Genomic DNA, 25,685 nt, shown 5'->3' with positions numbered 1-25,685 from the left:
CCGGTTCGCCCTTGGCGGCGCGGGCACCACGATGCCGGACGCGGCTCATTATGGGGAGCAAAAGATGAAGGATATCCTGCAGGAGCTGAAGGACCGGCGCGAAACCGCGCGGCTCGGCGGCGGTGAAAAGCGGATCGCGGCCCAGCATGCCAAGGGCAAGCTGACGGCGCGCGAACGCATCGACCTGCTGCTGGATGCGGACAGTTTCGAGGAATTCGACATGTTCGTCGCCCATCGTTGCACCGATTTCGACATGCAGGACCAGCGCCCCTACGGTGACGGCGTGGTCACCGGCTGGGGCACGATCAACGGCCGCATGGTCTATGTCTTTTCCCAGGATTTCACCGTCTTCGGCGGCTCGCTTTCCGAAACCCACGCCCAGAAGATCTGCAAGATCATGGACATGGCGATGCAGAACGGCGCGCCTGTCATCGGGTTGAACGATTCCGGCGGTGCGCGCATCCAGGAAGGCGTGGCCAGCCTTGCGGGCTATGCCGATGTCTTCCAGCGCAACATCATGGCCTCGGGCGTGGTGCCGCAGATCAGCGTCATCATGGGGCCCTGTGCCGGTGGCGCGGTCTACAGCCCCGCCATGACCGACTTCATCTTCATGGTGAAGGACAGCAGCTACATGTTCGTCACCGGCCCCGACGTGGTGAAGACCGTGACGAACGAGGTCGTGACCGCCGAGGAACTGGGCGGCGCCAGCACCCACACGAAGAAATCCAGCGTTGCCGACGGCGCCTTCGAAAACGACGTGGAGGCCCTGGCCGAGGTCCGCCGCCTGGTCGATTTCCTGCCGCTGAACAACCGTGAAAAGCCGCCCGTGCGGCCCTTCTTCGACGAACCCGGCCGGATCGAGCCCAGCCTCGATACCCTGATCCCCGACAATCCCAACACGCCCTATGACATGAAGGAACTGATCCTGAAGGTCTCGGACGAGGGGGACTTCTTCGAGATCCAGGAAGATTACGCCAAGAACATCATCACCGGCTTCATCCGGCTTGAAGGCCAGACCGTCGGCGTGGTGGCGAACCAGCCGATGATCCTGGCCGGGTGCCTCGATATCGACAGCTCTCGGAAGGCGGCGCGATTCGTCCGCTTCTGCGATGCGTTCGAGATCCCGATCCTGACCTTCGTCGATGTGCCGGGCTTCCTGCCGGGGACCAGCCAGGAATATGGCGGCGTCATCAAGCACGGCGCGAAGCTGCTGTTCGCCTATGGCGAGGCGACGGTGCCGAAGGTCACGGTGATCACCCGCAAGGCCTATGGCGGCGCCTATGACGTGATGGCCTCCAAGCACCTGCGCGGCGATTTCAACTATGCCTGGCCCACGGCCGAGATCGCGGTGATGGGCGCCAAGGGCGCAACCGAGATCCTGTACCGCTCCGAACTGGGCGACCCCGAGAAGATCGCGGCGCGCACGAAGGAATACGAGGACCGCTTTGCCAATCCCTTCGTCGCTGCCGAAAAGGGGTTCATCGACGAGGTGATCCAGCCCCGTTCGACCCGGCGGCGCGTGGCGCGGGCATTCGCGTCCCTGCGCGGCAAGAAGCTGCAGAACCCGTGGAAGAAACACGACAATATCCCGCTCTGAGGTCCCTATGGCACGTCCCGGCTGGCACAATCTGAAAGAGGACGGCGCGGTCGTCGTGACCCGGCGCCTGCCGCCCCGCTTCGACCTGAAGGTCGTGGCCGAGGTGGCGGCGGCGGATCCGGTGTCGCTGTCTGCCATCGCGCACCAGGTCCGCCAGGACATGTGGCGCCGGCTGCAGTCGCTGCGCGGCTTTGCCCCCGCGGTCCGGGTCGAGCGCATGGAGGGCGGCGTGCGGATCACCGCGGGCGGCGCGCTGGACGGCGCCCGCCCGACCGAAGCCGCGCGCACCATCCTGTCGACGCTTCTGGACAGCCCCGTGCACCGCGCGCGCTGGCTGCGTCACGCCGGGCGCCGCCATGGCTGAGGCGCCCATGGCATCCCCCTGTCCGGCAAGGGCGGCCCGGTGTAGGGGAGGGGCTGCAACGCAACCTGCCCGCGTCCCGGTCCATCTGCCGGGCGGGCCTGCCTCAGGAGCTCAGCCATGCTGAAACACCGTGGCTTCCCCAGCCGTCTGCCGGGGACCGATTTCCAGTTCACCATCCGCCGCGCCAATCCCAAGGGCGTGACGCCGATCACCCGTCGCGAACGCTACCGCGACCGCAAGGCCGTCGACCGCCGCGCCGACGAGGCCTTCATGGCCGCGCTCTGGGCCGCCTTCGGGGACGAACCCTTCGAACGGGGCAACCTGGATGCCGGGCGCCTGTCGTGGGTCTTTGGCCGCGAGGTCGTGGCCGCCGAAGATCCCTTTGATCCGGTCAGCTACGAAGCCCTTCTGGTGATCAACGAAACCGCTGCCCGCGCCGCCTTCCCCGGGGCCTTCGCCGCCGAGGATGACGGTTTCGAGGAAGAGGACGAGGACGAAGAGGACGACTGGGCATGATGCTGCCGACGGCCCCCTGTTTTGCGCAAGATCCGGCTGGTGCTGCGGCCCCGGCCAATCGGCGCTTTGCGCAGGGGGGCCGTCGGGGCAGCATCGAAACCGTTCCCCAAGGGGGAGCGACCCAATACCGTTACCCTTCCCCCCACGGGCAATGCCACGTCCCCTTCTGGGCATTGCCCGTGCCTTTCCGGCCCCTTTCCGGCCCGTGCCGGGCCCCGCTGGCAGAACCCTGCCTTTGTCGCTGCGGCAATGGGCGCCTTCACGCCGGCCTCACGATGGCGCGATCTTTCTTGGAACGTTTTGTCGTCTTCCGCGTTAGGAGGACGAAACATGCGCAACAAGAAGGTGTGAAGTCATGCTCAAGAAATCCTGGATCATCGCTGGCGTCCTCGTCGCAGGTCTCTCCTCGCTGTCGGCCTGCGGCCGCACGGTGGGCGAACAGGCCCTGGTCGGTGGTGCAGTGGGCGGCGGCGCCGCAGCTGTCACCGGTGGCGGCCTTGGCACCGGTGCGCTGGTCGGTGCGGCGGCCAACGTGGCCTACTGCCAGTCGAACCCGCGCGCCTGCAAGTAACGCCCGCCTGATCCGCGTTTCCCGCACCGGTCTTGCGACCGGCACGGGCATCTCAGTCGACCCCCCGTGGTGCTGCCGCACCCCGGGGGGTTTTTCGTGTTTGCCGCCTGCCGTCGGAGCGGGCGCGCCGCACTATCCGTCCGGGAAGGGACCTGCATGTTCAAGAAGATCCTGATCGCCAACCGCGGCGAGATCGCCTGCCGCGTCATCAAGACCGCCCGCAAGATGGGGATCGCCACTGTCGCCATCTATTCGGACGCCGACCGCAATGCGCTGCATGTGGCCATGGCGGACGAGGCCGTGCATATCGGCCCGCCGCCCGCCAACCAGTCCTACATCGTCATCGACAAGGTGATGGCGGCGATCATCGCGACCGGCGCAGAGGCGGTGCACCCGGGCTATGGCTTCCTGTCGGAAAACCCGAAATTCGCCCAGGCGCTGTCGGATGCGGGCGTGGCCTTCATCGGCCCGCCGGTCAAGGCGATCGAGGCGATGGGCGACAAGATCACCTCGAAGAAGATCGCGCAGGAGGCGGGCGTTTCGACCGTCCCGGGCTACATGGGCCTGATCGCCGATGCCGACGAGGCGGTGAAGATCTCGGGCGAAATCGGCTATCCGGTGATGATCAAGGCCTCTGCGGGGGGCGGCGGCAAGGGGATGCGCATCGCCTGGAACGACACCGAGGCGCGCGAGGGCTTCCAGTCGTCCAAGAACGAGGCGGCGAATTCCTTCGGCGATGACCGCATCTTCATCGAGAAATTCGTCACCCAACCCCGCCATATCGAGATCCAGGTGCTATGCGATGCCCATGGCAACGGCGTCTATCTGGGCGAGCGGGAGTGTTCCATTCAACGCCGCAACCAGAAGGTCGTGGAAGAGGCCCCCAGTCCCTTCCTGGACGAAGCCACCCGCCGCGCGATGGGCGAACAGGCCGTGGCGCTGGCCAAGGCCGTGGGCTATGCCAGCGCCGGGACGGTGGAATTCATCGTCGATGGGGCGAAGAACTTCTACTTCCTGGAGATGAACACCCGCCTGCAGGTGGAACATCCGGTGACGGAACTGATCACCGGCATCGACCTGGTGGAACAGATGATCCGCGTCGCCAATGGCGAACCGCTGTCGATCACCCAGGACGATGTGAAGCTGACCGGCTGGGCCATTGAAAACCGCCTCTATGCCGAGGATCCGTACCGCAACTTCCTGCCCTCGATCGGGCGGCTGACGCGCTACAACCCGCCGGTGGAAACCGCGGCAGGCCCGCTGCTGGTCAATGGCAAGTGGCATGGCGATGCGCCTGCGGGCGATGCGGCCGTCAGGAACGACACCGGCGTCTATGACGGCGGCGAGATCAGCATGTACTACGATCCGATGATCGCGAAACTGTGCACCTGGGCCCCGACCCGCGCCCAGGCGATCGAGGCCATGCGCATCGCTCTCGACCGGTTCGAGGTCGAGGGGATCGGTCACAACCTGCCGTTCCTGGCCGCTGTGATGGATCATCCGAAATTCGTCTCGGGCGACATGACCACTGCCTTCATCGCCGAGGAATACCCCGGCGGCTTCGAGGGCGTCACCCTGCCGGAACCGGCGCTGCGCCGGATCGCTGCCGCCTGCACTGCCATGCACCGCGTCGGGGAAATCCGCCGGACCCGGATCTCGGGGCGCATGGACAATCACGAACGCAAGGTGGGCGACACATGGGTCGCGACGCTGCAGGGCCAAAGCTATGAGCTGACCATCGCCGCCGATCACGACGGCGCCAGCATCACCTTCGCCGATGGCGCGGTGCTGCGGGTGGCGGGCGACTGGACGCCGGGCAAGTCGCTGGCGGACATGACGGTCGACGGCGAACCGCTGGTGCTGAAGGTCGGCAAGATCTCGGGCGGGTTCCGCGTGCGCAGCCGGGGCGCCGATCTGAAGGTCCATGTGCGCAACCCGCGCCAGGCCGAACTGGCGCTGCTGATGCCCGAGAAGATGCCCCCCGACACCTCGAAGCTGCTGCTGTGCCCGATGCCGGGTCTGGTGGTGAAGATCGACGTCGAAGAGGGGCAGGAGGTCCAGGAGGGCCAGGCGCTCTGCACCATCGAGGCCATGAAGATGGAGAACATCCTGCGCGCCGAGCGCAAGGGGATCGTCGCCAGGATCAACGCCACGCCCGGCTCCAGCCTGGCGGTGGACGAGATCATCATGGAGTTCGAATAGGTCCATGGCGGGGGCGGGCGACATCGGGACGCTGCAAAAGCGCGCCCCGGTTAAGCGCTTCGTGACGGGGCGGGGGGCATGATCACGGCCTTCCTTCCTGCGGGGCCGCGTCGCGTGGTCCCGCCTCTGGCAAAGGCCCGGACCCTCATGGACGTGATCCTGCACATCGGTGCCCACCGCACCGCGACGACTTCCTTTCAGGCCTATCTGCGCGCCTCGCGCGGGGTGCTCGAGGGGCGGGGGATCGCGGTCTGGGATCCCCGGCGCACCCGCAGCGGGGTGCTGACCGGGGTGATGCCGGTGCCGGGTCCGCTGCCTGCGCAAAAGCAGTACGACCGCGCCCGCGGCCGCATCGCCATCAACGTCGAGGGGCTGCGCCGCAAGGGGCTGTCCCGCCTGCTGGTCAGTGACGAGAACATGCTGGGCAGTCCCCGGGGCACGCTGCGCGACGGCTGCCTTTACGCCGATGCGGGCGGCCGTGTGGCCCGCCACGTGCAGGCCTTTGGCGGCACCGTCAGCCGGATCGTGCTGTCGGTGCGCGGGCTTGAGGGCTGGTGGACCTCCTGCCTGCATTACGCGCTGGAACGCGGCCATCCGCTGCCCGACGCTGCCCTGCTGGGGCAGATCGCCCGGTCGGGGCGCGGCTGGCGCGCGGTGATCGAGGAAGTCGCCCATGCAGCCCCCGGCGTGCCGCTGCAGGTGCTGCCGCACGATGGGTTCGCGGGCGATCCGCAGGCCCGGCTGAACGCCATGCTGCAGGCGCCCGAGGCGCCGCGCATGGAAATGCCCGCCTGGCTGAACCGCAGTGCCTCGGCCGAACGCCTGGGCCTGCCGGTCAGCGAAGGCCGCTGGCACCCCTTCGATCCCGAAGGCCGTGCCGCGCTGCAAGAGATGTACGATCAGGACCTTGCCTGGCTGGCGGCCGGCGCGGGGGGCCTGGCCCGATACCGGCCCTTCGGGGCCGATCCCACGACAGGAGGCGCGCCGCAGCCCGGAGGCACATCCGGCCCGGCCGCAGGAGAGAGGACAGTGCGATGACGCAGAAGACCGACGCCTGGAAGGCCCGCGCCCAGAAGGAATTGCGCGACCGTCCGCTGGAGCAGCTGACCTGGCACACGCTGGAAGGCATCGACGTGAAGCCGCTCTATACCGAGGCCGACACCGAGGGCCTGCCGCACATGGGCACCCTGCCCGGCGAGGCGCCGTTTACCCGCGGTGTCCGCTCGACCATGTACGCGGGCCGTCCCTGGACGATCCGGCAATATGCGGGGTTCTCGACGGCCGAGGAATCGAACGCCTTCTACCGCCGCAACCTGGCCGCCGGTCAGCAGGGCGTTTCGGTGGCCTTCGACCTGGCGACCCACCGCGGCTATGACAGCGACCACCCCCGCGTGGTGGGCGATGTCGGCAAGGCGGGTGTCGCCATCGATTCGGTCGAGGACATGAAGATCCTGTTCGAGGGCATCCCCCTCGACAAGGTGTCGGTGTCCATGACGATGAACGGCGCGGTGATCCCGATCCTCGCCAGCTTCATCGTTACCGGCGAGGAACAGGGCCATGACCGCGCCGTACTCTCGGGCACCATCCAGAACGACATCCTGAAGGAGTTCATGGTCCGCAACACCTATATCTATCCGCCCGAACCCTCGATGCGGATCATTGCGGACATCATCCAGTATACCTCGGCCGAGATGCCGAAGTTCAACTCTATCTCGATCTCCGGCTACCACATGCAGGAGGCGGGCGCGAACCTGGTACAAGAACTTGCGTATACCCTGGCGGATGGCCGGGAATATGTGCGCGCCGCGATCCGCGCCGGGATGGATGTCGACAGCTTTGCCGGACGGCTGTCGTTCTTCTTTGCCATCGGCATGAACTTCTTCATGGAGATCGCCAAGCTGCGCGCCGCGCGCACGCTGTGGTACCGGGTGATGACCGATTTCGACGCGAAGAAGGAGGGCTCGAAGATGCTGCGGACGCATTGCCAGACCTCGGGCGTGTCGTTGCAGGAACAGGACCCCTACAACAACGTCATCCGCACCGCCTACGAGGCGATGAGCGCGGTTCTGGGCGGCACCCAGTCGCTGCACACCAATGCGCTGGACGAGGCAATTGCCCTGCCCACCGATTTTTCGGCCCGCATCGCCCGCAACACCCAGCTGGTGCTGCAGGAGGAAACCGGCGTCACCAAGGTGGTCGATCCGCTGGCGGGGTCCTACTACATCGAAAGCCTGACCAATGATCTGGTCGAAAAGGCCTGGGCCCTGATGCAGGAGGTCGAGGAGATGGGCGGCATGACCAAGGCCGTGGCCTCCGGCATGCCCAAGCTTCGGATCGAGGAAAGCGCCGCGAAACGTCAGGCGATGATCGACCGCGGCGAAGAGGTCATCGTCGGGGTCAACAAGTACCGGAAAGACAAGGAAGACCCGATCGACATCCTGGATGTCGACAACATGAAGGTCCGCGACAGCCAGATTGCCCGGCTGGAGCAGATCCGCGCGACCCGCGATGCGGCGGCCTGTCAGGCGGCGCTGGACGAGGTCACGCGACGCGCGAAGGACGGTGGCAACCTGCTCGAGGCGGCGGTCGAGGCCGCGCGGGCCCGGGCGACGGTAGGGGAAATCAGCATGGCGATGGAGAAGGAATTCGGCCGGCATCGGGCCGAGGTGAAGACCCTCGCCGGGGTCTATGGCGCGGCCTACGAGGGCGATGCGGAATTCGCCGCGATCCAGAAGGCGGTCGAGGATTTCGCCACCGAAGAGGGGCGCCGCCCGCGAATGCTGGTGGTCAAGATGGGCCAGGACGGCCATGACCGCGGCGCCAAGGTGATCGCGACGGCCTTTGCCGACATCGGCTTTGACGTCGATGTGGGGCCGCTGTTCCAGACGCCCGAGGAAGCCGCGCAGGATGCCGTCGACAACGACGTGCACGTGGTCGGCATCAGCTCTCAGGCGGCGGGGCACAAGACCCTGGCGCCGCAGCTGATCGAGGCGCTGAAGGCCAAGGACGCGGGCGACATCCTGGTGATCTGCGGCGGCGTGATCCCGCAGCAGGACTATGATTTCCTCAAGAAAGCCGGGGTGAAGGCGATCTTCGGTCCGGGCACCAATATCCCCTCCGCCGCGCAGGACATCCTGCAACTGATCCGCGCCACCCGGGGCTGATCCCGCTCAGGCGCCCCGGGGGACAGCCCTTGGGCGCCTGGCCCATCTTGCCGAAGGAGAAGGCGGGCGAGACGACGCAGCGGACCGGCGTCCGGCCCGCCAGTGCCCGACCGTCCGACCGGGCCGCGTGCGATGGTCCGCCAGTGCCTCGACCGCCTGCCGGGGTTGGGTGCGATGGTCCACCAGCGCCCCGGCCACCCGCCGGGGGTGCGTACGATGGTCCGCCAGCGCCCCGACTGCCTGCCGGGGGTGCGTGCGATGGCCCGTCAGCGCCCCGGCTGCCTGCCGGGGGTGCGTGCGATGGCCCGTCAGCGCCCCGGCTGCCTGCCGGGACTGCGCGCGATGGCCCGCCAGCGTCCCGACCGCCTGCCCGGGTTGCGCGCGGTGGTCCACCAGTGCCCCGACCGCCTGCCAGAGGTCGCGTGGGATGGGCTGGCGGGGCCACCCGCGCCACACTTGTCCGGCCACTGCGTTTCGATGCTCTCGCGGCGGCGGTCGGGCATTTCGGCGCCGGTCCGGTGGGGCGATGCCGGGATCTTGTCGCCGTTGGGGCGCGGTTCGGGCCGCGCCGCCCCGGTCCCGCAGGTCGTGGATCCCCCGGGGCCTGTCCTGTGCCCGGCGGGCGGCGCGGACAGGTGTCGGAGGGCCAGCTGCCCTCCAAGGAAAGGGGCGTCAGCTGCGGGGGCCGGATCGCCTAGGCGGGGACGGGATCGGGGCGCAGCCCGCGGATCGTCGTCTGCACGATGGTATCGGCGGCCGCGTCGAAATCCGCCCGCGTCAGCTTCTTCACCTCAAGGGTATGGGCGGCCATGATCTCGAAATCGGCATAGTACTGGGCGGCGGACCAGAGCGTGATCATCAGGTGGCGCGGATGCACGGGGCGGATCAGGCCGCGGGCGATCCAGGCCTCCAGCACCTCGACCGGGCGCAGCATCCCGGCGCGCATCAGCTCTCGGTCCTCGGGGGTCAGGTAGGGGCCGCCGGCCAGGATCTCGGTGGCAAAGACGCGGGTCTCGTCGGGAAAGCGGCGGGAATGTTCCAGCTTGGCGCGCACATAGCCCTCAAGCGCGTCGAAGGGATCGCTGTCCTCGCTCAGGTGGTCCAGCGCCACGGTCCAGTTGGTCAGCAGTTTCAGCAGAACCGCCCGGTAGATCTGCTTTTTCGAGCCGAAGTAGTAGTAGACATTGGCCTTGGGCAGGCCTGCGGCCTCGGCGATCTCGGAGATCCGCGTGCCTTCGAACCCCTTGCGGGCGAACAGCCGCGTGGCGGCATCGCGGATCAGCGCCTCGTTGCGGGCACGGATGCGCGGTTCGGTTTCGGGCGCCTTGGCATTCATCTGGGTCTTTCCACTGTCCGGGGCGTTTTCCCCGATCCTGTCGCGCCCCCGTCCGTGCGTCCAGAGCGCGTTTGACCCCGCCGTCAGCTTTCGCGTGCGCAAGGGCGAAAATGCGGCAGGCGACGTGGCCACAGGCATTGCCAATCCCTTGGCTGCGGGGAACATGGTGTTGCTGTTCAGGAGGTTGCCATGCGCCCGCTCGTTCGTCCCGTCACGCCCGCCGACCACCCCCGCGTGCTGCAGATCTGGTCCCCGGTCTACAGTGACAGCACGATCACCTTCGCCTCGCTCGCCAAGACCCCCGAAACGCTGATCGCCTATATCGACGGCCGTCGGGCTGCGGGCCGCGAATTCTTCGTGGCCGAGGCGGACGGCCAGATCCTGGGCTTTGCCAGCTACGACCAGTTCCGCGCCGGCGACGGCTATGCCCGCGCGATGGAGCATACGATCATCCTGGCCCCCGAAGGGCGCGGCCAGGGCGTCGGCCGGGCGCTGATGACGGCGGTCGAGGATCACGCCCGCGCCGCCGGCGCCCATGTGATGATCGCGGGCGTGTCGGGGGAAAATCCCATCGGTCAGGCCTTTCACGCCGCCCTGGGCTATCAGGAAACCGGCCGGATGCCGCAGGTCGGGCGCAAGTTCGACCGCTGGCTGGAGCTGGTGCTGATGCAGAAGTTCCTCTGACCGGTACGATTTGCGATGATGCCACGCTGACAGCGGCGCGGCGGCGCGGTAAACTGACACCATGTCGATCTGGTCCCGCATTTCCGAAGCCCTGAAGGCACTGGCGCAAGGCGAATCCCTGTCCCATGTCTTCGAGAAGCTGCGCACGCCGCCCGAACGCTCGGTCGCCTTCACGATCGCGGTGGTGGCGCTTGGCGCCAAGATGGCCAAGGCCGATGGCCGCGTCACCCGCAACGAGGTCTCGGCCTTCCGCGAGGTGTTCCAGATCGCCCCCGGCGACGAGGACGGCGCGGCGCGGGTCTTTAACCTGGCGCGCCAGGACGTTGCGGGATTCGAGGAATATGCCGCCCGTATCGCCGGGATGTTCGGCCCCGATGCCCAGGTCCTTGAGGACCTGATGGAGGGCCTGTTCCACATTGCGCTGGCCGATGGCGATTACCACGATGCCGAGGACGCCTTCCTGTCCCGCGTGGCCGAGATCTTTCACATGGACCCCGAGCATTTCCAGCGGATGCGGCTGCGCTTCGTGCCGCAGGCGCGCTGCGATGCCTACACGATCCTGGGTCTGCCCCGGGGCGCCTCGATGGACGAGGCCCGCACCGCCTGGAAACAGGCCGTCCGCGAAAGCCACCCCGACCGGATGATGGCCCGCGGCCTGCCGCCCGAAGCGATCAAGCTGGCGGAAAAGCGCATGGCCGACATCAACCGCGCCTGGGAAGACATCCAGAGCGCCCACGTCTGACCTGCGGCGGAAACGCCTGTGAAAACTGCCCCGGGGAAGGAGGCCGATCATGCGGCTGGCCACCTACAATGTCGAATGGTTCGACGCGCTTTTCGATGATGCGGGTCAGCTGCAGGTCGATGACCGCTGGTCGCGCCGCCGCGACGTGACGCGCGCCCAGCAGGCCGAGGCCCTGGGGATGGTGTTCACCGCGCTTGATGCCGATGCGGTGATGGTGATCGAGGCGCCCGACGACAGCCTGCGCCGCTCGGCCACCCGCGCGCTGGAACATTTCGCCGAAGGCTTCGGCCTGCGCGCCCGCAAGGCGGTGATCGGCTTTGCCAATGACACCCAGCAGGAGATCGCGCTGCTTTATGATCCCGACCGGCTGCAGGTCACCCACACGCCGGGCGAAAGCGCCGCCGCGCCGCGCTTTGACGGGGTGTTCCGCATTGATCTGGATGTCGATGCGGTCGAGGACGAGGTGCGCTTTTCCAAGCCCCCGCTGGAGCTTTCGGTGCTGACCGGCCGCGGCCGCGGCTTCATGATGATCGGCGCGCATCTGAAATCGAAGGCGCCGCACGGGGCCCATGACGCGGCATCCGCGATGCGGCTGTCGATCGCCAACCGGCGCAAGCAGCTGGCCCAGGCGATCTGGCTGCGCCGCCGGCTGGTGGCGCTGATGGAGGCGGGCGAAAGCGTCATGCTGATGGGCGATCTGAACGACGGCCCGGGGCTGGATGAATACGAACATCTCTTCGGCCGCTCCTCGGTCGAGATCCTGCTGGGCGACGAGACCGGCGACAGCTCTTCGGCCGGGCCCTGCCTGTTCGATCCCCATGCGGCGCAGGTGTTCGCCCGCCGCTTTCAGGCGCCGCCGACCTCGGCCAGGTTCCACATTGCCAGCGAGGGGCGCTATCTGCAGGCGCTGCTGGACTACATCATGGTCTCGGACGATCTGGCGCGGCTGCAGCCGGTCTGGCGGATCTGGCATCCGTTCGACGATCCGGCCTGCTGGAACGCCCCCGAACTGCAGCGCGCGCTGCTGCTGGCTTCGGACCATTTCCCGGTGACGCTGGACATCGACCTCTGACGGCCACAGTCCTCCGGGAACGGGAACGGGAACGGGAACGGGAACGGGAACGGGAACGGGAACGGGGAATGCAGCTGCGTCCGGGCCATCTGGAATGGCCACCGGGGGCGTGGTGATGAGGTCCCGTTGCACCGGGGCGCGTGGCAGCACGGGCCTTGCGCCGGGCGTCTCACGGGGGCCAGCTTTGGCGGTGCGGTGCGGTGCGGTGCGGTGCGGTGCGGTGCGGTGCGGTGCGGTGCGGTGCGGTGCGGTGCGGTGCGGTAGGGGCCGGCTGGCCGTTGGGGGCCTGGCCCCGCCCCGGCTGACGAAATCCGAACATCATCCAGATGTGTCGGCAAGTCATCGCTGCGGGACTTTGGCAGGGCGCCGGGCGGCCCTATATTGGGGCCATGAAACGCATCGTTCTTGCCACCCTGATCGCCCTGCCGCTGGGCCAGCCGCTGCTGGCGCAGGACGCCCCCGTGCCGCAGCCCGCGCCCGCCGCCCCCGATGCGCAGGCCCATCCCGGGACACCTCCCGCCGCCCCCGATGCGCAGGCCCATCCCGGGACACCTCCCGCCGCCGACAGCCCCAAGGGCCCCTCGAAGATGGAGCGCGGGTTGCAGCTGTTCATGGATGGTCTGTCGGACAGCTGGGGCGATCTGGCGGACAAGGCCAGCCCCAAGGTGAAGCAGTTCTTCGAGCAGTTCGGCCCCGCCCTGAAGGAGGCCATCGGCAAGGTCGGAGACCTGTCGAATTACGAGCCCCCCGTGGTGCTGCCGAATGGCGACATCCTGATCAAGCGCAAGGAGGGGGCGCCGCAATACATGCCCCCCGTGCCCGGTCAGCGCGAGGATGGCCAGGTCGATCTTTAAAGGCGGGGTCGCCGGGCTTTAAAGGCGGGGGCGCCGGGGCTGCCCGTGGCCGGGCCGCCTGCGGGGCCTGTGGCAGGACAGCCGCCTGTGGCCGGATCGCCTGCCGGGGCCTGTGGCAGGACAGCCGCCCGTGGCCGGATCGCCTGCCGGGGCCTGTGGCAGGACGGCCGCCCGTGGCCGGATCGCCTGCCGGGGCCTGTGGCAGAACAGCCGCCCGTGACCGGATCACGTGCCGGGGCCCGATAATGGGGAACCTGACCGCGATCAGTTCACGGACCGGGGCCAGGCAACCTGTCCCTAAGTGGAGGGCAAGGCGGGCCTTGCGCAAAACCCAGCCCGCCACGGACCGGATCAGGTCGGGATGCGGCGCAGCACGATCTCGGCGTCAAGGGCGCTGCCCAGCGAGCGGAAGCGCGCCTCGGCGACCTCGCCGTAAAGCGGCCAGGCGCCCTCGGCCATCTCCAGCTCCAGCACGCGCTTTTTCGGGTACCAGTGCAGCTGGCCGATGTCGGCATCCTTCTCGGGCCAGATCATCGCCCCGAAACGCATCGCCTTGCCGAGGATCTCGGCCTGCTTGACGTCGGCCTCGGGCAGCAGGCGGACCAGCTCGGCGAACTGGGTGCCCTCGCGCTTGTTCTTGTAGCGGTGCAGCAGCGACAGACCCAGGAAGACGCGTTCGGAATGGGTCAGCCCGCCCAGGTTGGCGCGGGTGGCATTGTCAAAGCAGACCTCGGCGCGGTAGTCGGGATGCGCCCGCCATGTCACGTCATGCAGCAGGCAGGCGGCCTTGACCAGGCGCTGCCGCTCGGGGCGGGCATTGCGGAAGATGGGCTGGATGAAGCGATAGAGCGTGCGGCCGAAACCGGGGTGGCGGCTGTCCTTCAGCTCGGCATGGCGGCACGATTCGATCAGCGGATCGCGGTCGCGCAGGTCCTGCGGCATCTGCTGATACAAAAGCCCCTCGCGGATCCCGTAGGAGGACACCGCGATGTCATGCGGCTTGAACTGGCGCAGGACCTCCAGCAGGACCTCGCAGGCCAGCGGCACCAGCGACATTCTGGAGGCGGAAATGCCGCAGCGCTTGCGCAGGATCTCCAGGTCCTGGCCCTCGATGAAGCGGACGGTGTCGCGGATCGAGGTCGCGCTCATGCGGTATTCGTGCAGCACGTGCAGCGGGTAGCCGCGGCGCTCCATGTCGATGCGGGCGATGGCCCGCCAGCTGCCGCCGACCAGGAACAGCCGGTTGCGGTCCAGTCCGATGACCTGGGCCAGCCGTTCGACCTGCTCTTTGATGTAGACCTTGCGGCCCCTCGCGCCGCCCGGCACGTCCTGCAGCTTCAGCGGACCCAGCTGCGAGGTCTCGCGCTCGCCGACCTGGCCGTCGCGGATCCGCGCGATCTCCATCGAGCTTCCACCGATGTCGCAGACCAGCCCGTAAGAGCCGGGCCAGCCCAGCAGCACGCCCTGGGCCGACAGCCGGGCCTCTTCGCGGCCGTCGATGACGTGGATCTTCAGGCCGGTCTTGTCCTCGACCTCCTGGACGAAATTGGGGCCGTCGTTGGCCTCGCGGACGGCGGCGGTGGCCACTGCGGTCAGCGGCGTGGCATCCATCCCGGCGGCCAGCAGCTGGAAGCGGTGGATCGCCGCCAGCGCGCGCCGGCGCCCCTCGGGGTTCAGGCGGCCGGTGTCCGACAGCCCGGCCCCCAGACCGCACATGATCTTTTCATTGAAGAAATAGGCGGGGCTGCGCGCGGCCCCGTCGAACACGACCATCCGGACGGAATTCGATCCGACATCGACAACGCCGACGCGCGACAGGGCGCGCGATTTCGGATCGTTGAAGAGCGGACGCCCGAAAGGCCCCCAATCCGGGGAAGACTGAACGGAGTCACCATCCATGAGGCCGACCTCTTGTAACTTTCCCGGTTATGCCTTCGCAGGCGGGGGGCGGTCAACCGGCCTGAAGTTCCCGTGTCAATTCGGGCACATCCGCCGCACCGGCACTGCCGCGCCCGGAAAGGGACGGGTTTTCCATGAAGAAACGGTGGCAATTGAAGGCGGTTCCATCGGTGGGGAAGTCGGCCCGCAGGAACTGGCCGTCGGGTTGCATCACCCAGCTTTGTTCCTGGTCATGCAGGTTGGCGGCCATGATCTGCCGGACGATCTGGTTCTTCACGGTCTTGTTCTTGGCCTCGACCAGGGTTTCCACCCGGCGGTTCAGGTTGCGCCCCATCCAGTCGGCGGAGGAAAAGAACACCCGCGCCTCGTTCGAGGGCAGCCCGCCGCCATTGCCAAAGCACACGATGCGGGAATGTTCCAGGAAACGCCCGATGATGCTTTTGACCCGGATGTTGGGCGACAGGCCCGCGATGCCGGGGCGCAGGCCGCAGATGCCGCGGATCACCAGGTCGATCTTCACCCCCGCCTGACCGGCGGCATAAAGCGCGTCGATCACGTCGGGTTCGATCAGCGCGTTCATCTTGGCCCAGATCTGCGCGGGACGACCGGCGCGGGCATGATCGGCCTCGTCGCCGATCATGCGGATCAGGTCGTCCTTCAGCGTCAGAGGCGAGATCGACAGCGTTTCCAGCCGCTCGGGCTGGGCATAGCCCGACAGGTAGTTGAAGACCCGCGTCGCATCGCGGCCCAGTTCCTCTTCGCAGGTGAACAGCGACAGGTCGGTATAGATGCGCGCGGTGATCGGGTGATAGTTGCCGGTGCCGAAATGGGTGTATGTGACCAGCCGGTCGCCCTCGCGGCGGACGACGCTGCTGATCTTGGCATGGGTCTTCCAGTCGACGAAACCGTAGACCACATGCGCGCCCGCGCGTTCCAGGCGGCGGGACTGGCGGATGTTGGCGGCCTCGTCGAAACGCGCCTTCAGTTCGACCAGGGCGGTGACGGACTTGCCGTCCTCGGCCGCCTCGCAGAGCGCCTCGACGATGGGGCTGTCCTTCGAGGTGCGATAGAGCGTCTGCTTGATCGCCAGCACGTCCGGGTCACGCGCCGCCTGCTGCAGGAAGCGGATCACCATGTCGAAGGTTTCATAGGGGTGATGCAGCAGCATGTCCTTCTGGCGGATCGCGGCGAACATGTCGCCTTCGTGATCCTGGACGCGCTCGGGGACGCGGGGGGTGAACTTGGGCCACAGCAGATCGGGGCGGCTGTCCAGCACCAGCTCCGACAGGGCGGAAATGCCGATCAGCCCGTCGACCTCGATCACCTCGTCGCCCCAGACGCGCAGTTCGCGCATGATCACCGTGGCCAGCGATTCGGGCGCGCGGGCCGAGATCTTCAGCCGCACCACCTCGCCGCGGCGGCGGCGTTTCAGGGCGGTCTCGAATTCGCGCACCAGGTCCTCGGCCTCTTCCTCGACCTCCAGGTCGCTGTCGCGCAGCACCCGGAAGGTGCAGGCGCCCAGATCGCGGTAGCCGGGGAACAGCCGTTCCAGATGCACTTTCACCAGCTCTTCCAGCGGCAGAAAGCGGGTCTGGCCATCGCCCGAGGGCAGCGGCACGAACCGCGCGATCTGCGCGGGGATCGGCAGCAGCGCCTGCAGCGGGCGGCGGTCGCGCTTGCGTTCCAGCTGCAGCGCCAGGCAAAAGCCCATGTTGGGGATGAAGGGGAAGGGATGCGCCGGGTCGATGGCCAGCGGCGACAGCACCGGAAAGACCTTCTGCAGGAAGTAGTCGCCCAGGAAATCCAGATCAGCGGGGGTCAGGTCCTCGCTGCCCAGGATGGCGATGCCTTCCGCCAGCATCAGCCCGCGCAGGTCGCGCAGCACGCTTTGCTGGCGCTCCATCAGGCGGCGGGCGTTCTCGTTGATCTGGACCAGCTGCTCGGCCGGGGTCAGGCCATCGGCGGCGGGGTTGGTGTTGCCGGCCTTGGCCAGTTCGCGCAGGCCCGCGACGCGCACGGTATAGAATTCGTCCAGGTTGGTGGCGCTGATCGACAGGAAGCGCAGCCGCTCCAGCAGCGGCACGCGGGGGTTCTCGGCCTCTTCCAGCACGCGCCAGTTGAAGCCCAGCCAGGACAGTTCCCTGTTGAAGAAGCGCTGCGGCGAAGTCGGGTCTAGGTCCGGCAGCGCAATGGGCTCCGGGACCGGGGTGTTGAGGAAATCCGCGTCAATCATGGGCCGCTTCATCGCTGGAAAATGTAACAGTTTTTTATAACTGTCCTCACCTTAGGGATGATGCCGCGATAACGCCAGCCGCAGCAGGCCCCGGGGGCGGGGCCTGGCTGCGTGGTGATCAGGGATTACTCGGGCTGGTCCAGGTCATCGGGGCGCAGCGTGGTGCCGCGATACAGGCTGGAGCCGGTGTATTGCCGCACCATGAAGCGCGCCAGCACGCCCAGGGCGGCGGCAAGCGGCACCGCGGCCAGCATCCCCACGAAGCCGAACAGCGTGCCGAAGACCGACAGGGCAAAGATCAGCCAGACCGGGTGCAGGCCCACGGATCCGCCGACCAGCTTGGGCGTCAGGAAGTTGCCCTCGGTCACCTGGCCCAGGGCGAAGATGCCGGCGACGATGCCGATATGCACCCAGTCGCCCCAGAACTGGAACATCGCGATGCCGATGGCCAGCGACCCGCCCAGCAGCGCGCCCACGTAGGGGATGAAGGTGATCAGGCCTGCAAAGGCGCCGATCACCAGGCCGAACTGCAGCCCCGCCAGCATCAGCGCGATCGCATAATAGGTGCCCAGGATCAGGCAGACCGACCCCATGCCGCGGATGAAGCCCGCCAGCGTGTCGTCGATGTCGCGCGCCAGCTGGCGGATGGTGGGGGCATGGTCGCGCGGCAGCAGCTTGTCGACCTCGGCCACCATGTTGTCCCAGTCGAACAGCATGTAGAAAGCGACCACCGGCACGATGACGAACAGCATCATGATGTTGATGAAGCTGCCGACCGAGCCGAGCGCCGTCTGCAGCAGTTCCCCGCCCTTCGACTGGATGGTGCTGCCCACCGCCGAGAGGCTTTCGCGCAGCACCGAATCCTGGTTCTGCAGGTCGGGGAAGTGGCGCGACAGGAATTCCTGCAGGTTCTGGAACAGCTGCGGTGCGGTGTCGAACAGCTGGATCGCCTGGTTCAGCGCCGCCGGCACCACCATCAGTGCCCCCAGCACGAAGATCACCACCACGCCCAGCATGATGATCGCCGTCGCCAGCGCCCGGGAACAGCCGATGCGCTGCAGCCGGTCGGCCACGGGATCCAGGAAATAGGCGATGGCCATGCCCAGCAGGAAGGGCATGATCACGCCCCCCAGCCACCACATCATGATCAGGAAGACCGCAGCGGCGATCCCCCAGTACTTCATTTGCTTGCGAACGGGCAGGGCCAAGGCGGGATCTCCGGGTTTTCCCAGTATCTTGCGGCGGTGCGGGCGGATTTCAAGGCGGGCGTGGGCGCGAAGGCCATTGCCGGGGGGCGCGTGCTTCAATAAACCGGCGTGCAACCCAAGCTGAAAAGGCCACGAGACATGCGACTGTCGCGCTATTTCCTGCCCGTTCTGAAGGAGACGCCCGCCGAGGCGCAGATTGCCAGCCACCGCCTGATGCTGCGGGCCGGCATGATCAAGCAGGCCTCCGCAGGGATCTATTCCTGGCTGCCGCTGGGCTTCAAGGTGCTGCGCAAGCTGGAAAACATCGTCCACGAAGAGCAGCAGCGCGCCGGCCACGTGCCGATGCTGATGCCGACGCTGCAATCCGCCGATCTGTGGCGTGAATCCGGGCGCTATGACGCCTATGGCCCCGAGATGCTGCGCATCAAGGACCGCCAGGACCGCGAGATGCTGTACGGGCCCACGAACGAGGAGATGATCACCGACATCTTCCGCAGCTACGTGAAGTCCTACAAGGACCTTCCGCTGACCCTGTACCATATCCAGTGGAAATTCCGCGACGAGATGCGTCCGCGTTTCGGCGTGATGCGCGGCCGCGAGTTCTTCATGAAGGACGGCTACAACTTCGACCTGACCAAGGAAGATGCGCTGCACGCCTACAACCGCCACCTGGTCAGCTACCTGCGCACCTACGAGCGCATGGGCCTGCAGGCGATCCCGATGCGCGCGGATTCGGGCCCCATCGGCGGCGACGACACCCATGAATTCCTGGTGCTGGCGGAAACCGGTGAGAGCGAGGTCTTCTATGACAGCGAGATCACCGACCTGAAGTTCGGCGACCGCGAGATCGACTATGACTCGCGCGAGCAGTGCCAGGCCGTGCTGGAAGAGTTCACCAGCCGCTACGCCCGCACCGACGAGACCCATGACGAGGCGATCTTCAACCAGGTCCCCGAAGAGCGCCGCCGCACCGCGCGCGGCATCGAGGTGGGGCAGATCTTCTTCTTCGGCACCAAGTATTCCGAGGCCATGGGCGCCACGGTGCAGGGTCCCGACGGCAAGCAGGTCCCGGTGCAGATGGGCAGCCACGGCATCGGCGTGTCGCGCCTGATCGGTGCGATCATCGAGGCCAACCACGACGACAAGGGCATCATCTGGCCGGAAGGTGTCACGCCCTTCCACGTCGGCATCGTGAACCTGAAGCAGGGTGACGAGGCGGCGGATGCGGCCTGCGACAGCCTTTACAAGGCGTTCACCGCCAAGGGCCTGGAGCCGCTTTACGATGACCGCAACGAACGTGCGGGCGGCAAGTTCGCCACCATGGACCTGATCGGCCTGCCCTGGCGGATCACCGTGGGCCCGCGCGGCCTGGCGAACGGCGTGGTCGAACTGACCTGCCGCCGCACCGGTGAGAGCGAGGAGCTGAGCCCCGAGGCCGCGATCGAGAAGGTCGTGGGCATCTACGCCGCGCTGTGATCCCTGAGGGGGGGGGCGGGGCTGTCGATGGTCCATGCCGATCCCCCGGGCGTGGTGCCGGCGGAGGACGCCTCCGGCGGGCATATTTGGGGAAAGATGAAAGGGGCGGGTCGCGGGACCTGCCCCTTTTACCTGTGGAGATGTCGGGATTTCCGTATTTCGGGAAAGATGAAAGCGGGGGTCAGTAGCCGCGGGCGCGGTCGACCTGGAAGAGGAAGGGCTCGGCCGCTTCGCCGCGGCGGATGTTCTCGGCAATGACGCGGGCGGCGGTCAGGGGGCGGGTCTCGGCGGCGATATGGGGGCAGACGGTGACCCGGGGATGCGCCCAGAAGGGGTGAGCGGGGGGCAGGGGTTCGGTGCGGAAGACGTCGAGCGTAGCGCGGTGGATCTGGCCGGAGTTCAGCGCATCGACCAGGTCCTGGTCCACGATGAGGGGGCCGCGACCGGGGTTGAGGATCGTGGCGCCCTTCGGCAGCAGGGCCAGGGTTTCGGCGTTGATCAGGTCGCGGGTGTCATCCGTCAGGGGCAGCAGCAGCACCAGGATCTGCGCGGTGGAGAGCGCCTGTTTCAGCCCTTCGGGGCCGGACAGGGTGGTGAGGCCGGGGACGTCCCTTTGGGTGCGGCTCCAGCCGGTGACGGGGAAGCCGAGGCGGGCGAGGGAGGCGGCGCAGGCGCGGCCCAGTTCACCCAGGCCCAGCACCGTCACCGGGCGTTCCTGTGCCAGCGGCGGCACCTTCTGGATCCATTCGCCCGACTGGTTGTCGAGGAAGAAGTCGATGTCGAGGTGATGGCGCAGGGTGTGGCCGGTCACCCATTCCACCATGCCGGCGGTCAGCCCGGGATCGACCATGCGGCACAAAGGCTGGGTGAGGGTGGTGTTGGGGGTGATCTTCTCGACCCCGGCCCAGAGGCTGAGCACCGCCTTGCAGCGGGTATAGGGGGTGAAATCCTGTAGGTCTGATTGGGGCGCGTAGACGATGTAATCGACCGCTTCGGGGGCGAAGTCGGTGCGGATGTCGATTTCCAGGCCCGCTTCGGCGAAGGCGGCCTTCAGCGGTTGTTCGTAGGTCGGCCAGCCCGGAGAGCGGGAGGCGAAGAGGACATTGGTCATGGGGTCTTTCCTTGCCGGGGTCGGGGGGGACCCTAGCAGGCAAGGCCGTGGCCGCAACCGCTCAGCGCGGGCGGTGGACGTGGGCGCTTTGCACCAGGCCGAAGGCCAGCATCAGCACCAGCATGGCCGAGCCGCCATAGCTGACCATCGGCAGCGGCACGCCCACCACCGGCGCCAGCCCCATCACCATCGACATGTTCACCGCGAAGAACAGGAAGAAGGTCACCGCCACCCCCAGCGTCAGCAGCGCCGCATAGCGGTTCTGGTTGCTCATGGCGGAGTGGATGCAGAAGAGGATGATCAGCGCATAGAGCGTCAGCAGGGAGATCCCGCCGATGAAGCCGAATTCCTCGGCCAGCGAGGTGAAGATGAAGTCGGTGTGCTTTTCGGGCAGAAAGTTCAGCCGCGACTGGGTGCCCTGCATGTAGCCGCGCCCCGTCCAGCCGCCCGAGCCGAGGGCGATCTTCGACTGGGTGATGTGATAGCCTGCGCCCAGCGGGTCCTTGGAGGGATCGAGGAACGTGTCGATGCGGCGGAACTGGTAGTCGCGCAGCAGCTGCCAGCTGGTGCCGCGGCTTTCGAAGACCGCCCAGACCAGGCCGGCGGCGGCGCCGATGACGGTGGCGAAATAGGCCCAGTGCACGCCTGCCAGGAACATCACCGCGCCGCCCCCCGTCAGCAGCAGGATCGCGGTGCCAAGGTCGGGCTGCTTGATCACCAGGAAGGTCGGCACCAGGATGATCAGCACCGGGATCAGCACCCAGAAGGGATGGCTGACCTTGCGCTGCGGCAGCCAGTCGTAATAGGCCGCCAGGAACATCACCAGCGAGATCTTCATCAGCTCGGAGGGCTGCAGCTGCATGAAGCCGATGTCGATCCAGCGTTGCGCCCCCATGCCGATGCTGCCGAACATCTCGACCGCGATCAGCAGGATCAGCGACACCGCATAGGCCAGCCCCGAGACATTGCGCCAGAACCAGACCGGCACCATGCCGACGATGAACATCACGAACAGGCCCAGCCCGAAGCGCTGCATCTGCGGTTCCGCCCAGGGGTTCAGCCTGCCCCCCGCGACCGAGTAGAGCTGCAGGAAGCCGACGCAGGCCACGGCCGTCAGCAGCAGCGCCAGCGGCCAGTTCAGGAACAGGATCTTGCGAAAGCCGGTGGGAGTCGTCTTGACCCGGTATTCAAGGTAGCTCATGCGCGGCCCCTGGCGTCGGCGTTGTACTGCGGGCGCAGCGCACGCAGGCGCTCCTGCTGTTCCTGGATCTGGTCGCGGTCCTTGGCCGGATAGGCATCCAGCGGCGGATCGCCGTTGTAGAGCGCCTGAAGCGTGATGTCGCGGGCAATCTGCGAGGCCGAGGCCGCCCCGCCCGAGCCATGCTCGAGGATGACGGCGACGGCGAACCGGGGATCATCGAAGGGCGCGAAATCGACGAACAGCGCGTGGTCGCGGCGGTTCCAGGGCAGATCCTGGTTCTTGGTGACCCCGGCTGCGCGTTCGGCGGCCGTGATGTTGCGCACCTGGCTGGTGCCGGTCTTGCCGGCAAGGCGCATGTTGTCCTCGATGATGCGGGCGCTGTAGGCGGTGCCGCGGCGGTTGTTGACCACTTCGAACATGCCCTGGCGGACGGCGCGCAGGCTGCTGTCGGCAATGCCAAGGGATTCGCCCCGCCCCGAGGGCTGCTCGACACCGTCGATGCTGCGGATGATCCGCGGCATCACCGCGCGCCCTGTCGCAATCCGCGCGCTCATCACCGCAAGCTGCAGCGGAGAGGCCAGCACGTAGCCCTGGCCGATCGAGGCGTTGATCGTGTCGCCGATCAGCCAGTCCTTGTTCTGGGTCGCGCGCTTCCAGTCCTTGTTGGGGGCAAGGCCGGTGGCGACGGCCGACAGCGGCAGATCCAGCTTGACGCCGATGCCCATGCGCTCGGCCATGGCGGCGATCCGTTCGATCCCCACCCGGGAACCGGTCTCGTAGAAGAAGACGTCGCAGGAATGCTGCATGCCGCCCACCACGTCGAGCGATCCGTGACCCGAATATTTCCAGCAGTGGAAGCGACGGTTGGCGACCTCGAAATAGCCGGGGCAGTAGAAGGTGGTCGAGGGGTCGATGATGCCGGCCTCCAGCCCCGCCAGGGCCACGACGATCTTGAAGGTCGAGCCGGGCGGATAAAGGCCCTGCACCGATTTATCCGCCAGCGGCCGGTGGTCGTTCTTCATCAGCGCATTGTAATCGCTTGAGGAAATCCCGCGCACGAAAAGGTTCGGGTCGAAACTGGGCGCCGAGACACAGGCCAGGATGTCGCCGTTGGTGGTGTCGATGACCACCGCCGCCGCGCTTTCGCCCGCCAGCCGGTTCTGCACGTAGTTCTGCAGCATCACGTCGAGGGTCAGCTGCAGGTTGGCGCCGGGATTGCCGGGCTGGCGGCTGAGTTCGCGCATGACGCGGCCGACCGCGTTCACCTCGACCCGGCGGGACCCGGCGGTGCCGCGCAGCTGGTCCTCCATCTTGTTCTCGATGCCGATCTTGCCGATCTGGAAGCGCGGGATCATCAGGACGGGGTCCGGGTCCTCGATCTTCGACAGGTCGTAATCCGACACCGGGCCGACATAGCCCACGGTATGGGCGAAATCCTTGTCCAGCGGATAGGCGCGGCTCAGCCCGACCTCGGGGGTGATGCCGGGCAGCGAGGGCGTGTTGACCGCCACCTTCGAGATGTCTTCCCAGCTGACCCGTTCGGCCACCGTCACCGGCAGGAAGGGGGCCGAGCGCTTCATCTCGGTCTTGGCGCGCTCGATCTCGGAGGGGTCGATGGGGATCAGCTGCGCCAGCTTGTCCAGCACCGCGTCGATGTCGCCGGCATCCTCGCGCACCATGGTGATGCGGTAGGCCGGTTCGTTCTTGGCGATCTTGATGCCGTTGCGGTCAAAGATCTCGCCACGGGTGGGGGGGATCAGGCGGACGGAAATGCGGTTTTCCTCGGCCAGCATGCGGAACTGGTCGGCCTGGTCGACCTGCAGGTAATGCATCCTGCCCACCAGCACGCCCATGAATCCCAACTGGGCGGTGCCCAGCAGAAGGGCCCGCCGCGAGATCTTGCGCGAGGAATTCTGGCTGTCCTTGGGGGTCTGTTTCATAGGCGGTGTCCGAGACTGTCCACCTCGCCCACGGCCGCCCTTCGGATGCCGAAGAAGAGGGAGGAAAACGCGACCATAACCGGCAGGAAGACGATGGTCATCACCGCCTGGCTCAGCGTCACGACAAGTTGCGGCCGGTCCAGGAAGAACAGGCCAAGGGCCAGGCGGTAGCCGATCAGCACGATCAGCACCGCGATCCCCGCCGACAGCCATTCCCGGAACATCGAGCGTTCGCGCATCGCCCGGGCGCGGCCCTGCAGGCGGGCGGTGGCAATGACCGCGAGCGCCGCCAGCAGCCCCGGCGGGCGCATCTGCAGGAAGTCCGACAGCAGGAACATCGCGGCGACCAGCGGAATGGGCACCAGCTCGGGGCGGCGCAGCGCCCAGGTGAAGGTCAGCGCCAGCATCAGGTTCGGGCCCACCCACAGGCGCGGTTGGGTCTGCAGCGGCAGCAGGGCGAACAGGATGATGGCAAGGCAGAGCGCCACGTAGACCAGCCTCAGCCCCCAGATGCGGGCGAACGAGGCCCGGATTGCATCAGCCATTGGTCTTGGCCTTGGGGGCGGGCGCGGGCGCGGGGGCAGGGGCCGGCACGGCGGGCAGCAGCGGGCCCACCAGGTCGCTTTCCGGTCCCAGTTTCTCGCCGGTTTTCTGGCGCAGCACGCGCAGGTATTCCAGGCGCTCGTAATCGGCGGCCAGCCGCACCCTGAGGCGGCCGGACTTGTCCTGCGCCACCTGGCCCACCAGCAGGCCCGCCGGGAACACCCCGCCATCGCCCGATGTCACGACCCGGTCGCCCGGGCGCACGGTATCGGGGTTCTCGATGAAATCGAGTGCCGGGGCCGAGGTATTGTCGCCCATCACCATCGCCCCCTGGCCCGAAGGCTGGATGGTCACCGGCAGCCGCGACGACACGTCGGTCAGCAGCAGCACCCGGCTGATGTTCTGGCCGACGCCGGAAATGCGCCCCACCAGCCCCACGCCATCCATCGCGGCCCAGCCATCGACGATGCCGTCGCGGGTGCCGATGTTCAGCAGCACACTTTCGCGATAGGGCGATCCGCTGTCGGCCATCACCATTCCGGTGACGTAGGTCAGGCGGGGGTCCAGCTTGACGTTGTTCAGCTCCAGCAGGCGGGCGTTTTCCTGTTCCAGCTGCAGCGCGGCCTCTTTCCAGGCCTTCATCTGCTGCAGTTCGCGGCGCAGTTCCTGGTTCTGGTCCGACAGCCGCTGGTAGCTTTCGAAATCGCGCAGCAGGTTCACCGCGCCGGTGACCGGCACCATCACCCAGTCGAAGGACGGCAGCACCCGGTCGATCACCTGGTTGCGAAAGCGTTCGACCCGCGGGCTGTCGACCCGCCAGACCAGGAAGATCGTGCCCAGCACCACCACCAGCACAAGCGCCAGCAGCCGCCGGAGCGGGGTGATATAGTCCTCGTCCTGGTGTCTGTCGCGGGCCATGTGCCTAGAGTCCTTCCGGAATTTCCGCCAGCCGGGGGGCAGAAAAGCAATCTC

General features: G+C 67.2%; 21 protein-coding genes. 12 read left to right on the top strand and 9 right to left on the bottom strand.

All coding sequences use genetic code 11. The features are described 5' to 3' along the window. Window positions 1–64 precede the first annotated feature (64 nt). The 7 genes from AC2ITM_RS15350 to scpA all read left to right on the top strand — a co-directional run bounded on the left by AC2ITM_RS15350 (window position 65) and on the right by scpA (window position 8,414). On the top strand, window positions 65–1,597 hold the full coding sequence (locus AC2ITM_RS15350) for an acyl-CoA carboxylase subunit beta (RefSeq protein ID WP_486467500.1): 1,533 nt from the start codon (window positions 65–67) through the stop codon (window positions 1,595–1,597). Window positions 1,598–1,604: 7 nt separating this feature from the next. Further along, a complete protein-coding gene (locus AC2ITM_RS15345) occupies window positions 1,605–1,961 on the top strand; it encodes a hypothetical protein (protein WP_486467499.1) in 357 nt (118 codons plus the stop codon). A 117-nt stretch (window positions 1,962–2,078) separates the two neighbouring features. Beyond that, window positions 2,079–2,477: a hypothetical protein gene (locus AC2ITM_RS15340; protein WP_486467498.1), complete on the top strand. Its 399-nt coding sequence runs from the start codon at window positions 2,079–2,081 to the stop codon at window positions 2,475–2,477. 355 nt (window positions 2,478–2,832) lie between these two features. Then, window positions 2,833–3,048, top strand: a complete 216-nt coding sequence (locus AC2ITM_RS15335) for a hypothetical protein (RefSeq protein WP_486467497.1) — start codon at window positions 2,833–2,835, stop codon at window positions 3,046–3,048. Between the two features lie 156 nt (window positions 3,049–3,204). Next, the gene (locus tag AC2ITM_RS15330; protein WP_486467496.1) at window positions 3,205–5,250 is read left to right on the top strand and encodes an acetyl-CoA carboxylase biotin carboxylase subunit; all 2,046 of its coding nucleotides are present in this window, start codon (window positions 3,205–3,207) and stop codon (window positions 5,248–5,250) included. A gap of 147 nt (window positions 5,251–5,397) precedes the next feature. Next, window positions 5,398–6,288 carry a hypothetical protein gene (locus AC2ITM_RS15325; protein WP_486467495.1) on the top strand — a complete coding sequence of 297 codons (891 nt, stop codon included), beginning with the start codon at window positions 5,398–5,400 and terminating at the stop codon, window positions 6,286–6,288. Further along, window positions 6,285–8,414: a methylmalonyl-CoA mutase gene (gene scpA, locus AC2ITM_RS15320; protein ID WP_486467494.1), complete on the top strand. Its 2,130-nt coding sequence runs from the start codon at window positions 6,285–6,287 to the stop codon at window positions 8,412–8,414. The genes AC2ITM_RS15325 and scpA overlap by 4 nt, the downstream gene beginning before the upstream one ends. Window positions 8,415–9,108: 694 nt before the next feature. Here the strand turns inward: scpA and AC2ITM_RS15315 are convergent. Further along, window positions 9,109–9,750: a TetR family transcriptional regulator C-terminal domain-containing protein gene (locus AC2ITM_RS15315; protein WP_486467493.1), complete on the bottom strand. Its 642-nt coding sequence runs from the start codon at window positions 9,748–9,750 to the stop codon at window positions 9,109–9,111. Window positions 9,751–9,939: 189 nt separating this feature from the next. Here AC2ITM_RS15315 and AC2ITM_RS15310 point away from each other — a divergent pair, with 189 nt between their 5' ends. From AC2ITM_RS15310 to AC2ITM_RS15295, 4 genes are all read left to right on the top strand, one after another. Further along, window positions 9,940–10,434 (top strand): GNAT family N-acetyltransferase, encoded by a 495-nt coding sequence (locus AC2ITM_RS15310; RefSeq protein WP_486467492.1) that lies wholly within the window; start codon window positions 9,940–9,942, stop codon window positions 10,432–10,434. Between the two features lie 61 nt (window positions 10,435–10,495). Next, window positions 10,496–11,176, top strand: a complete 681-nt coding sequence (locus AC2ITM_RS15305) for a TerB family tellurite resistance protein (protein WP_486467491.1) — start codon at window positions 10,496–10,498, stop codon at window positions 11,174–11,176. 49 nt (window positions 11,177–11,225) lie between these two features. Further along, entirely contained in the window at window positions 11,226–12,248 is a 1,023-nt protein-coding gene (locus AC2ITM_RS15300) for an endonuclease/exonuclease/phosphatase family protein (RefSeq protein WP_486467490.1), read from the top strand. A gap of 389 nt (window positions 12,249–12,637) precedes the next feature. Next, complete coding sequence (locus tag AC2ITM_RS15295) at window positions 12,638–13,102, top strand: hypothetical protein (RefSeq protein ID WP_486467489.1); 465 nt, start codon at window positions 12,638–12,640, stop codon at window positions 13,100–13,102. A gap of 351 nt (window positions 13,103–13,453) precedes the next feature. Here AC2ITM_RS15295 and AC2ITM_RS15290 read toward each other — a convergent pair whose 3' ends face one another. The 3 genes from AC2ITM_RS15290 to AC2ITM_RS15280 all read right to left on the bottom strand — a co-directional run bounded on the left by AC2ITM_RS15290 (window position 13,454) and on the right by AC2ITM_RS15280 (window position 18,442). Beyond that, the gene (locus tag AC2ITM_RS15290; RefSeq protein ID WP_486467488.1) at window positions 13,454–15,001 is read right to left on the bottom strand and encodes a Ppx/GppA family phosphatase; all 1,548 of its coding nucleotides are present in this window, start codon (window positions 14,999–15,001) and stop codon (window positions 13,454–13,456) included. Window positions 15,002–15,053: 52 nt separating this feature from the next. Beyond that, window positions 15,054–17,234, bottom strand: a complete 2,181-nt coding sequence (locus AC2ITM_RS15285) for an RNA degradosome polyphosphate kinase (protein WP_486467487.1) — start codon at window positions 17,232–17,234, stop codon at window positions 15,054–15,056. A gap of 125 nt (window positions 17,235–17,359) precedes the next feature. Beyond that, window positions 17,360–18,442 (bottom strand): AI-2E family transporter, encoded by a 1,083-nt coding sequence (locus AC2ITM_RS15280; RefSeq protein WP_486467486.1) that lies wholly within the window; start codon window positions 18,440–18,442, stop codon window positions 17,360–17,362. A gap of 138 nt (window positions 18,443–18,580) precedes the next feature. Between AC2ITM_RS15280 and proS the strand changes: the two genes are divergently transcribed. After that, entirely contained in the window at window positions 18,581–19,918 is a 1,338-nt protein-coding gene (gene proS, locus AC2ITM_RS15275) for a proline--tRNA ligase (protein ID WP_486467485.1), read from the top strand. Between the two features lie 181 nt (window positions 19,919–20,099). On the opposite strand, the gene AC2ITM_RS15270 is transcribed toward proS, so the two are convergent. The 5 genes from AC2ITM_RS15270 to mreC all read right to left on the bottom strand — a co-directional run bounded on the left by AC2ITM_RS15270 (window position 20,100) and on the right by mreC (window position 25,631). Beyond that, window positions 20,100–21,029 (bottom strand): 2-hydroxyacid dehydrogenase, encoded by a 930-nt coding sequence (locus AC2ITM_RS15270; RefSeq protein WP_486467484.1) that lies wholly within the window; start codon window positions 21,027–21,029, stop codon window positions 20,100–20,102. Between the two features lie 61 nt (window positions 21,030–21,090). Beyond that, window positions 21,091–22,230: a rod shape-determining protein RodA gene (gene rodA / locus AC2ITM_RS15265; protein ID WP_486467483.1), complete on the bottom strand. Its 1,140-nt coding sequence runs from the start codon at window positions 22,228–22,230 to the stop codon at window positions 21,091–21,093. Continuing rightward, window positions 22,227–24,170, bottom strand: a complete 1,944-nt coding sequence (gene mrdA, locus AC2ITM_RS15260; protein WP_486467482.1) for a penicillin-binding protein 2 — start codon at window positions 24,168–24,170, stop codon at window positions 22,227–22,229. Before mrdA ends, rodA begins: the two co-directional genes overlap by 4 nt. After that, window positions 24,167–24,715: a rod shape-determining protein MreD gene (locus AC2ITM_RS15255; protein ID WP_486467481.1), complete on the bottom strand. Its 549-nt coding sequence runs from the start codon at window positions 24,713–24,715 to the stop codon at window positions 24,167–24,169. The genes mrdA and AC2ITM_RS15255 overlap by 4 nt, the downstream gene beginning before the upstream one ends. After that, window positions 24,708–25,631 carry a rod shape-determining protein MreC gene (gene mreC / locus AC2ITM_RS15250; RefSeq protein ID WP_486467480.1) on the bottom strand — a complete coding sequence of 308 codons (924 nt, stop codon included), beginning with the start codon at window positions 25,629–25,631 and terminating at the stop codon, window positions 24,708–24,710. Before mreC ends, AC2ITM_RS15255 begins: the two co-directional genes overlap by 8 nt. Between the last annotated feature and the right edge of the window lie 54 nt (window positions 25,632–25,685).

Source organism: Pseudooceanicola sp. NS-SX9 (assembly GCF_057380705.1).
This window is presented reverse-complemented; position numbering and strand designations above follow the sequence as displayed.

What these genes read in the sequence shown, in the direction of transcription:
- AC2ITM_RS15345 (WP_486467499.1), top strand. Translation starts at nt 1,605, where the DNA reads ATGGCACGTCCCGGCTGGCACAATCTGAAAGAGGACGGCGCGGTCGTC.
- AC2ITM_RS15335 (WP_486467497.1), top strand. Translation starts at nt 2,833, where the DNA reads ATGCTCAAGAAATCCTGGATCATCGCTGGCGTCCTCGTCGCAGGTCTC.
- AC2ITM_RS15305 (WP_486467491.1), top strand. Translation starts at nt 10,496, where the DNA reads ATGTCGATCTGGTCCCGCATTTCCGAAGCCCTGAAGGCACTGGCGCAA.
- AC2ITM_RS15310 (WP_486467492.1), top strand. Translation starts at nt 9,940, where the DNA reads ATGCGCCCGCTCGTTCGTCCCGTCACGCCCGCCGACCACCCCCGCGTG.
- mreC (WP_486467480.1), bottom strand. Translation starts at nt 25,631, where the DNA reads ATGGCCCGCGACAGACACCAGGACGAGGACTATATCACCCCGCTCCGG.
- scpA (WP_486467494.1), top strand. Translation starts at nt 6,285, where the DNA reads ATGACGCAGAAGACCGACGCCTGGAAGGCCCGCGCCCAGAAGGAATTG.
- AC2ITM_RS15325 (WP_486467495.1), top strand. Translation starts at nt 5,398, where the DNA reads ATGGACGTGATCCTGCACATCGGTGCCCACCGCACCGCGACGACTTCC.
- AC2ITM_RS15300 (WP_486467490.1), top strand. Translation starts at nt 11,226, where the DNA reads ATGCGGCTGGCCACCTACAATGTCGAATGGTTCGACGCGCTTTTCGAT.
- AC2ITM_RS15315 (WP_486467493.1), bottom strand. Translation starts at nt 9,750, where the DNA reads ATGAATGCCAAGGCGCCCGAAACCGAACCGCGCATCCGTGCCCGCAAC.
- proS (WP_486467485.1), top strand. Translation starts at nt 18,581, where the DNA reads ATGCGACTGTCGCGCTATTTCCTGCCCGTTCTGAAGGAGACGCCCGCC.
- AC2ITM_RS15330 (WP_486467496.1), top strand. Translation starts at nt 3,205, where the DNA reads ATGTTCAAGAAGATCCTGATCGCCAACCGCGGCGAGATCGCCTGCCGC.
- AC2ITM_RS15255 (WP_486467481.1), bottom strand. Translation starts at nt 24,715, where the DNA reads ATGGCTGATGCAATCCGGGCCTCGTTCGCCCGCATCTGGGGGCTGAGG.
- rodA (WP_486467483.1), bottom strand. Translation starts at nt 22,230, where the DNA reads ATGAGCTACCTTGAATACCGGGTCAAGACGACTCCCACCGGCTTTCGC.
- AC2ITM_RS15290 (WP_486467488.1), bottom strand. Translation starts at nt 15,001, where the DNA reads ATGGATGGTGACTCCGTTCAGTCTTCCCCGGATTGGGGGCCTTTCGGG.
- AC2ITM_RS15350 (WP_486467500.1), top strand. Translation starts at nt 65, where the DNA reads ATGAAGGATATCCTGCAGGAGCTGAAGGACCGGCGCGAAACCGCGCGG.
- AC2ITM_RS15340 (WP_486467498.1), top strand. Translation starts at nt 2,079, where the DNA reads ATGCTGAAACACCGTGGCTTCCCCAGCCGTCTGCCGGGGACCGATTTC.
- AC2ITM_RS15295 (WP_486467489.1), top strand. Translation starts at nt 12,638, where the DNA reads ATGAAACGCATCGTTCTTGCCACCCTGATCGCCCTGCCGCTGGGCCAG.
- AC2ITM_RS15270 (WP_486467484.1), bottom strand. Translation starts at nt 21,029, where the DNA reads ATGACCAATGTCCTCTTCGCCTCCCGCTCTCCGGGCTGGCCGACCTAC.
- AC2ITM_RS15285 (WP_486467487.1), bottom strand. Translation starts at nt 17,234, where the DNA reads ATGATTGACGCGGATTTCCTCAACACCCCGGTCCCGGAGCCCATTGCG.
- mrdA (WP_486467482.1), bottom strand. Translation starts at nt 24,170, where the DNA reads ATGAAACAGACCCCCAAGGACAGCCAGAATTCCTCGCGCAAGATCTCG.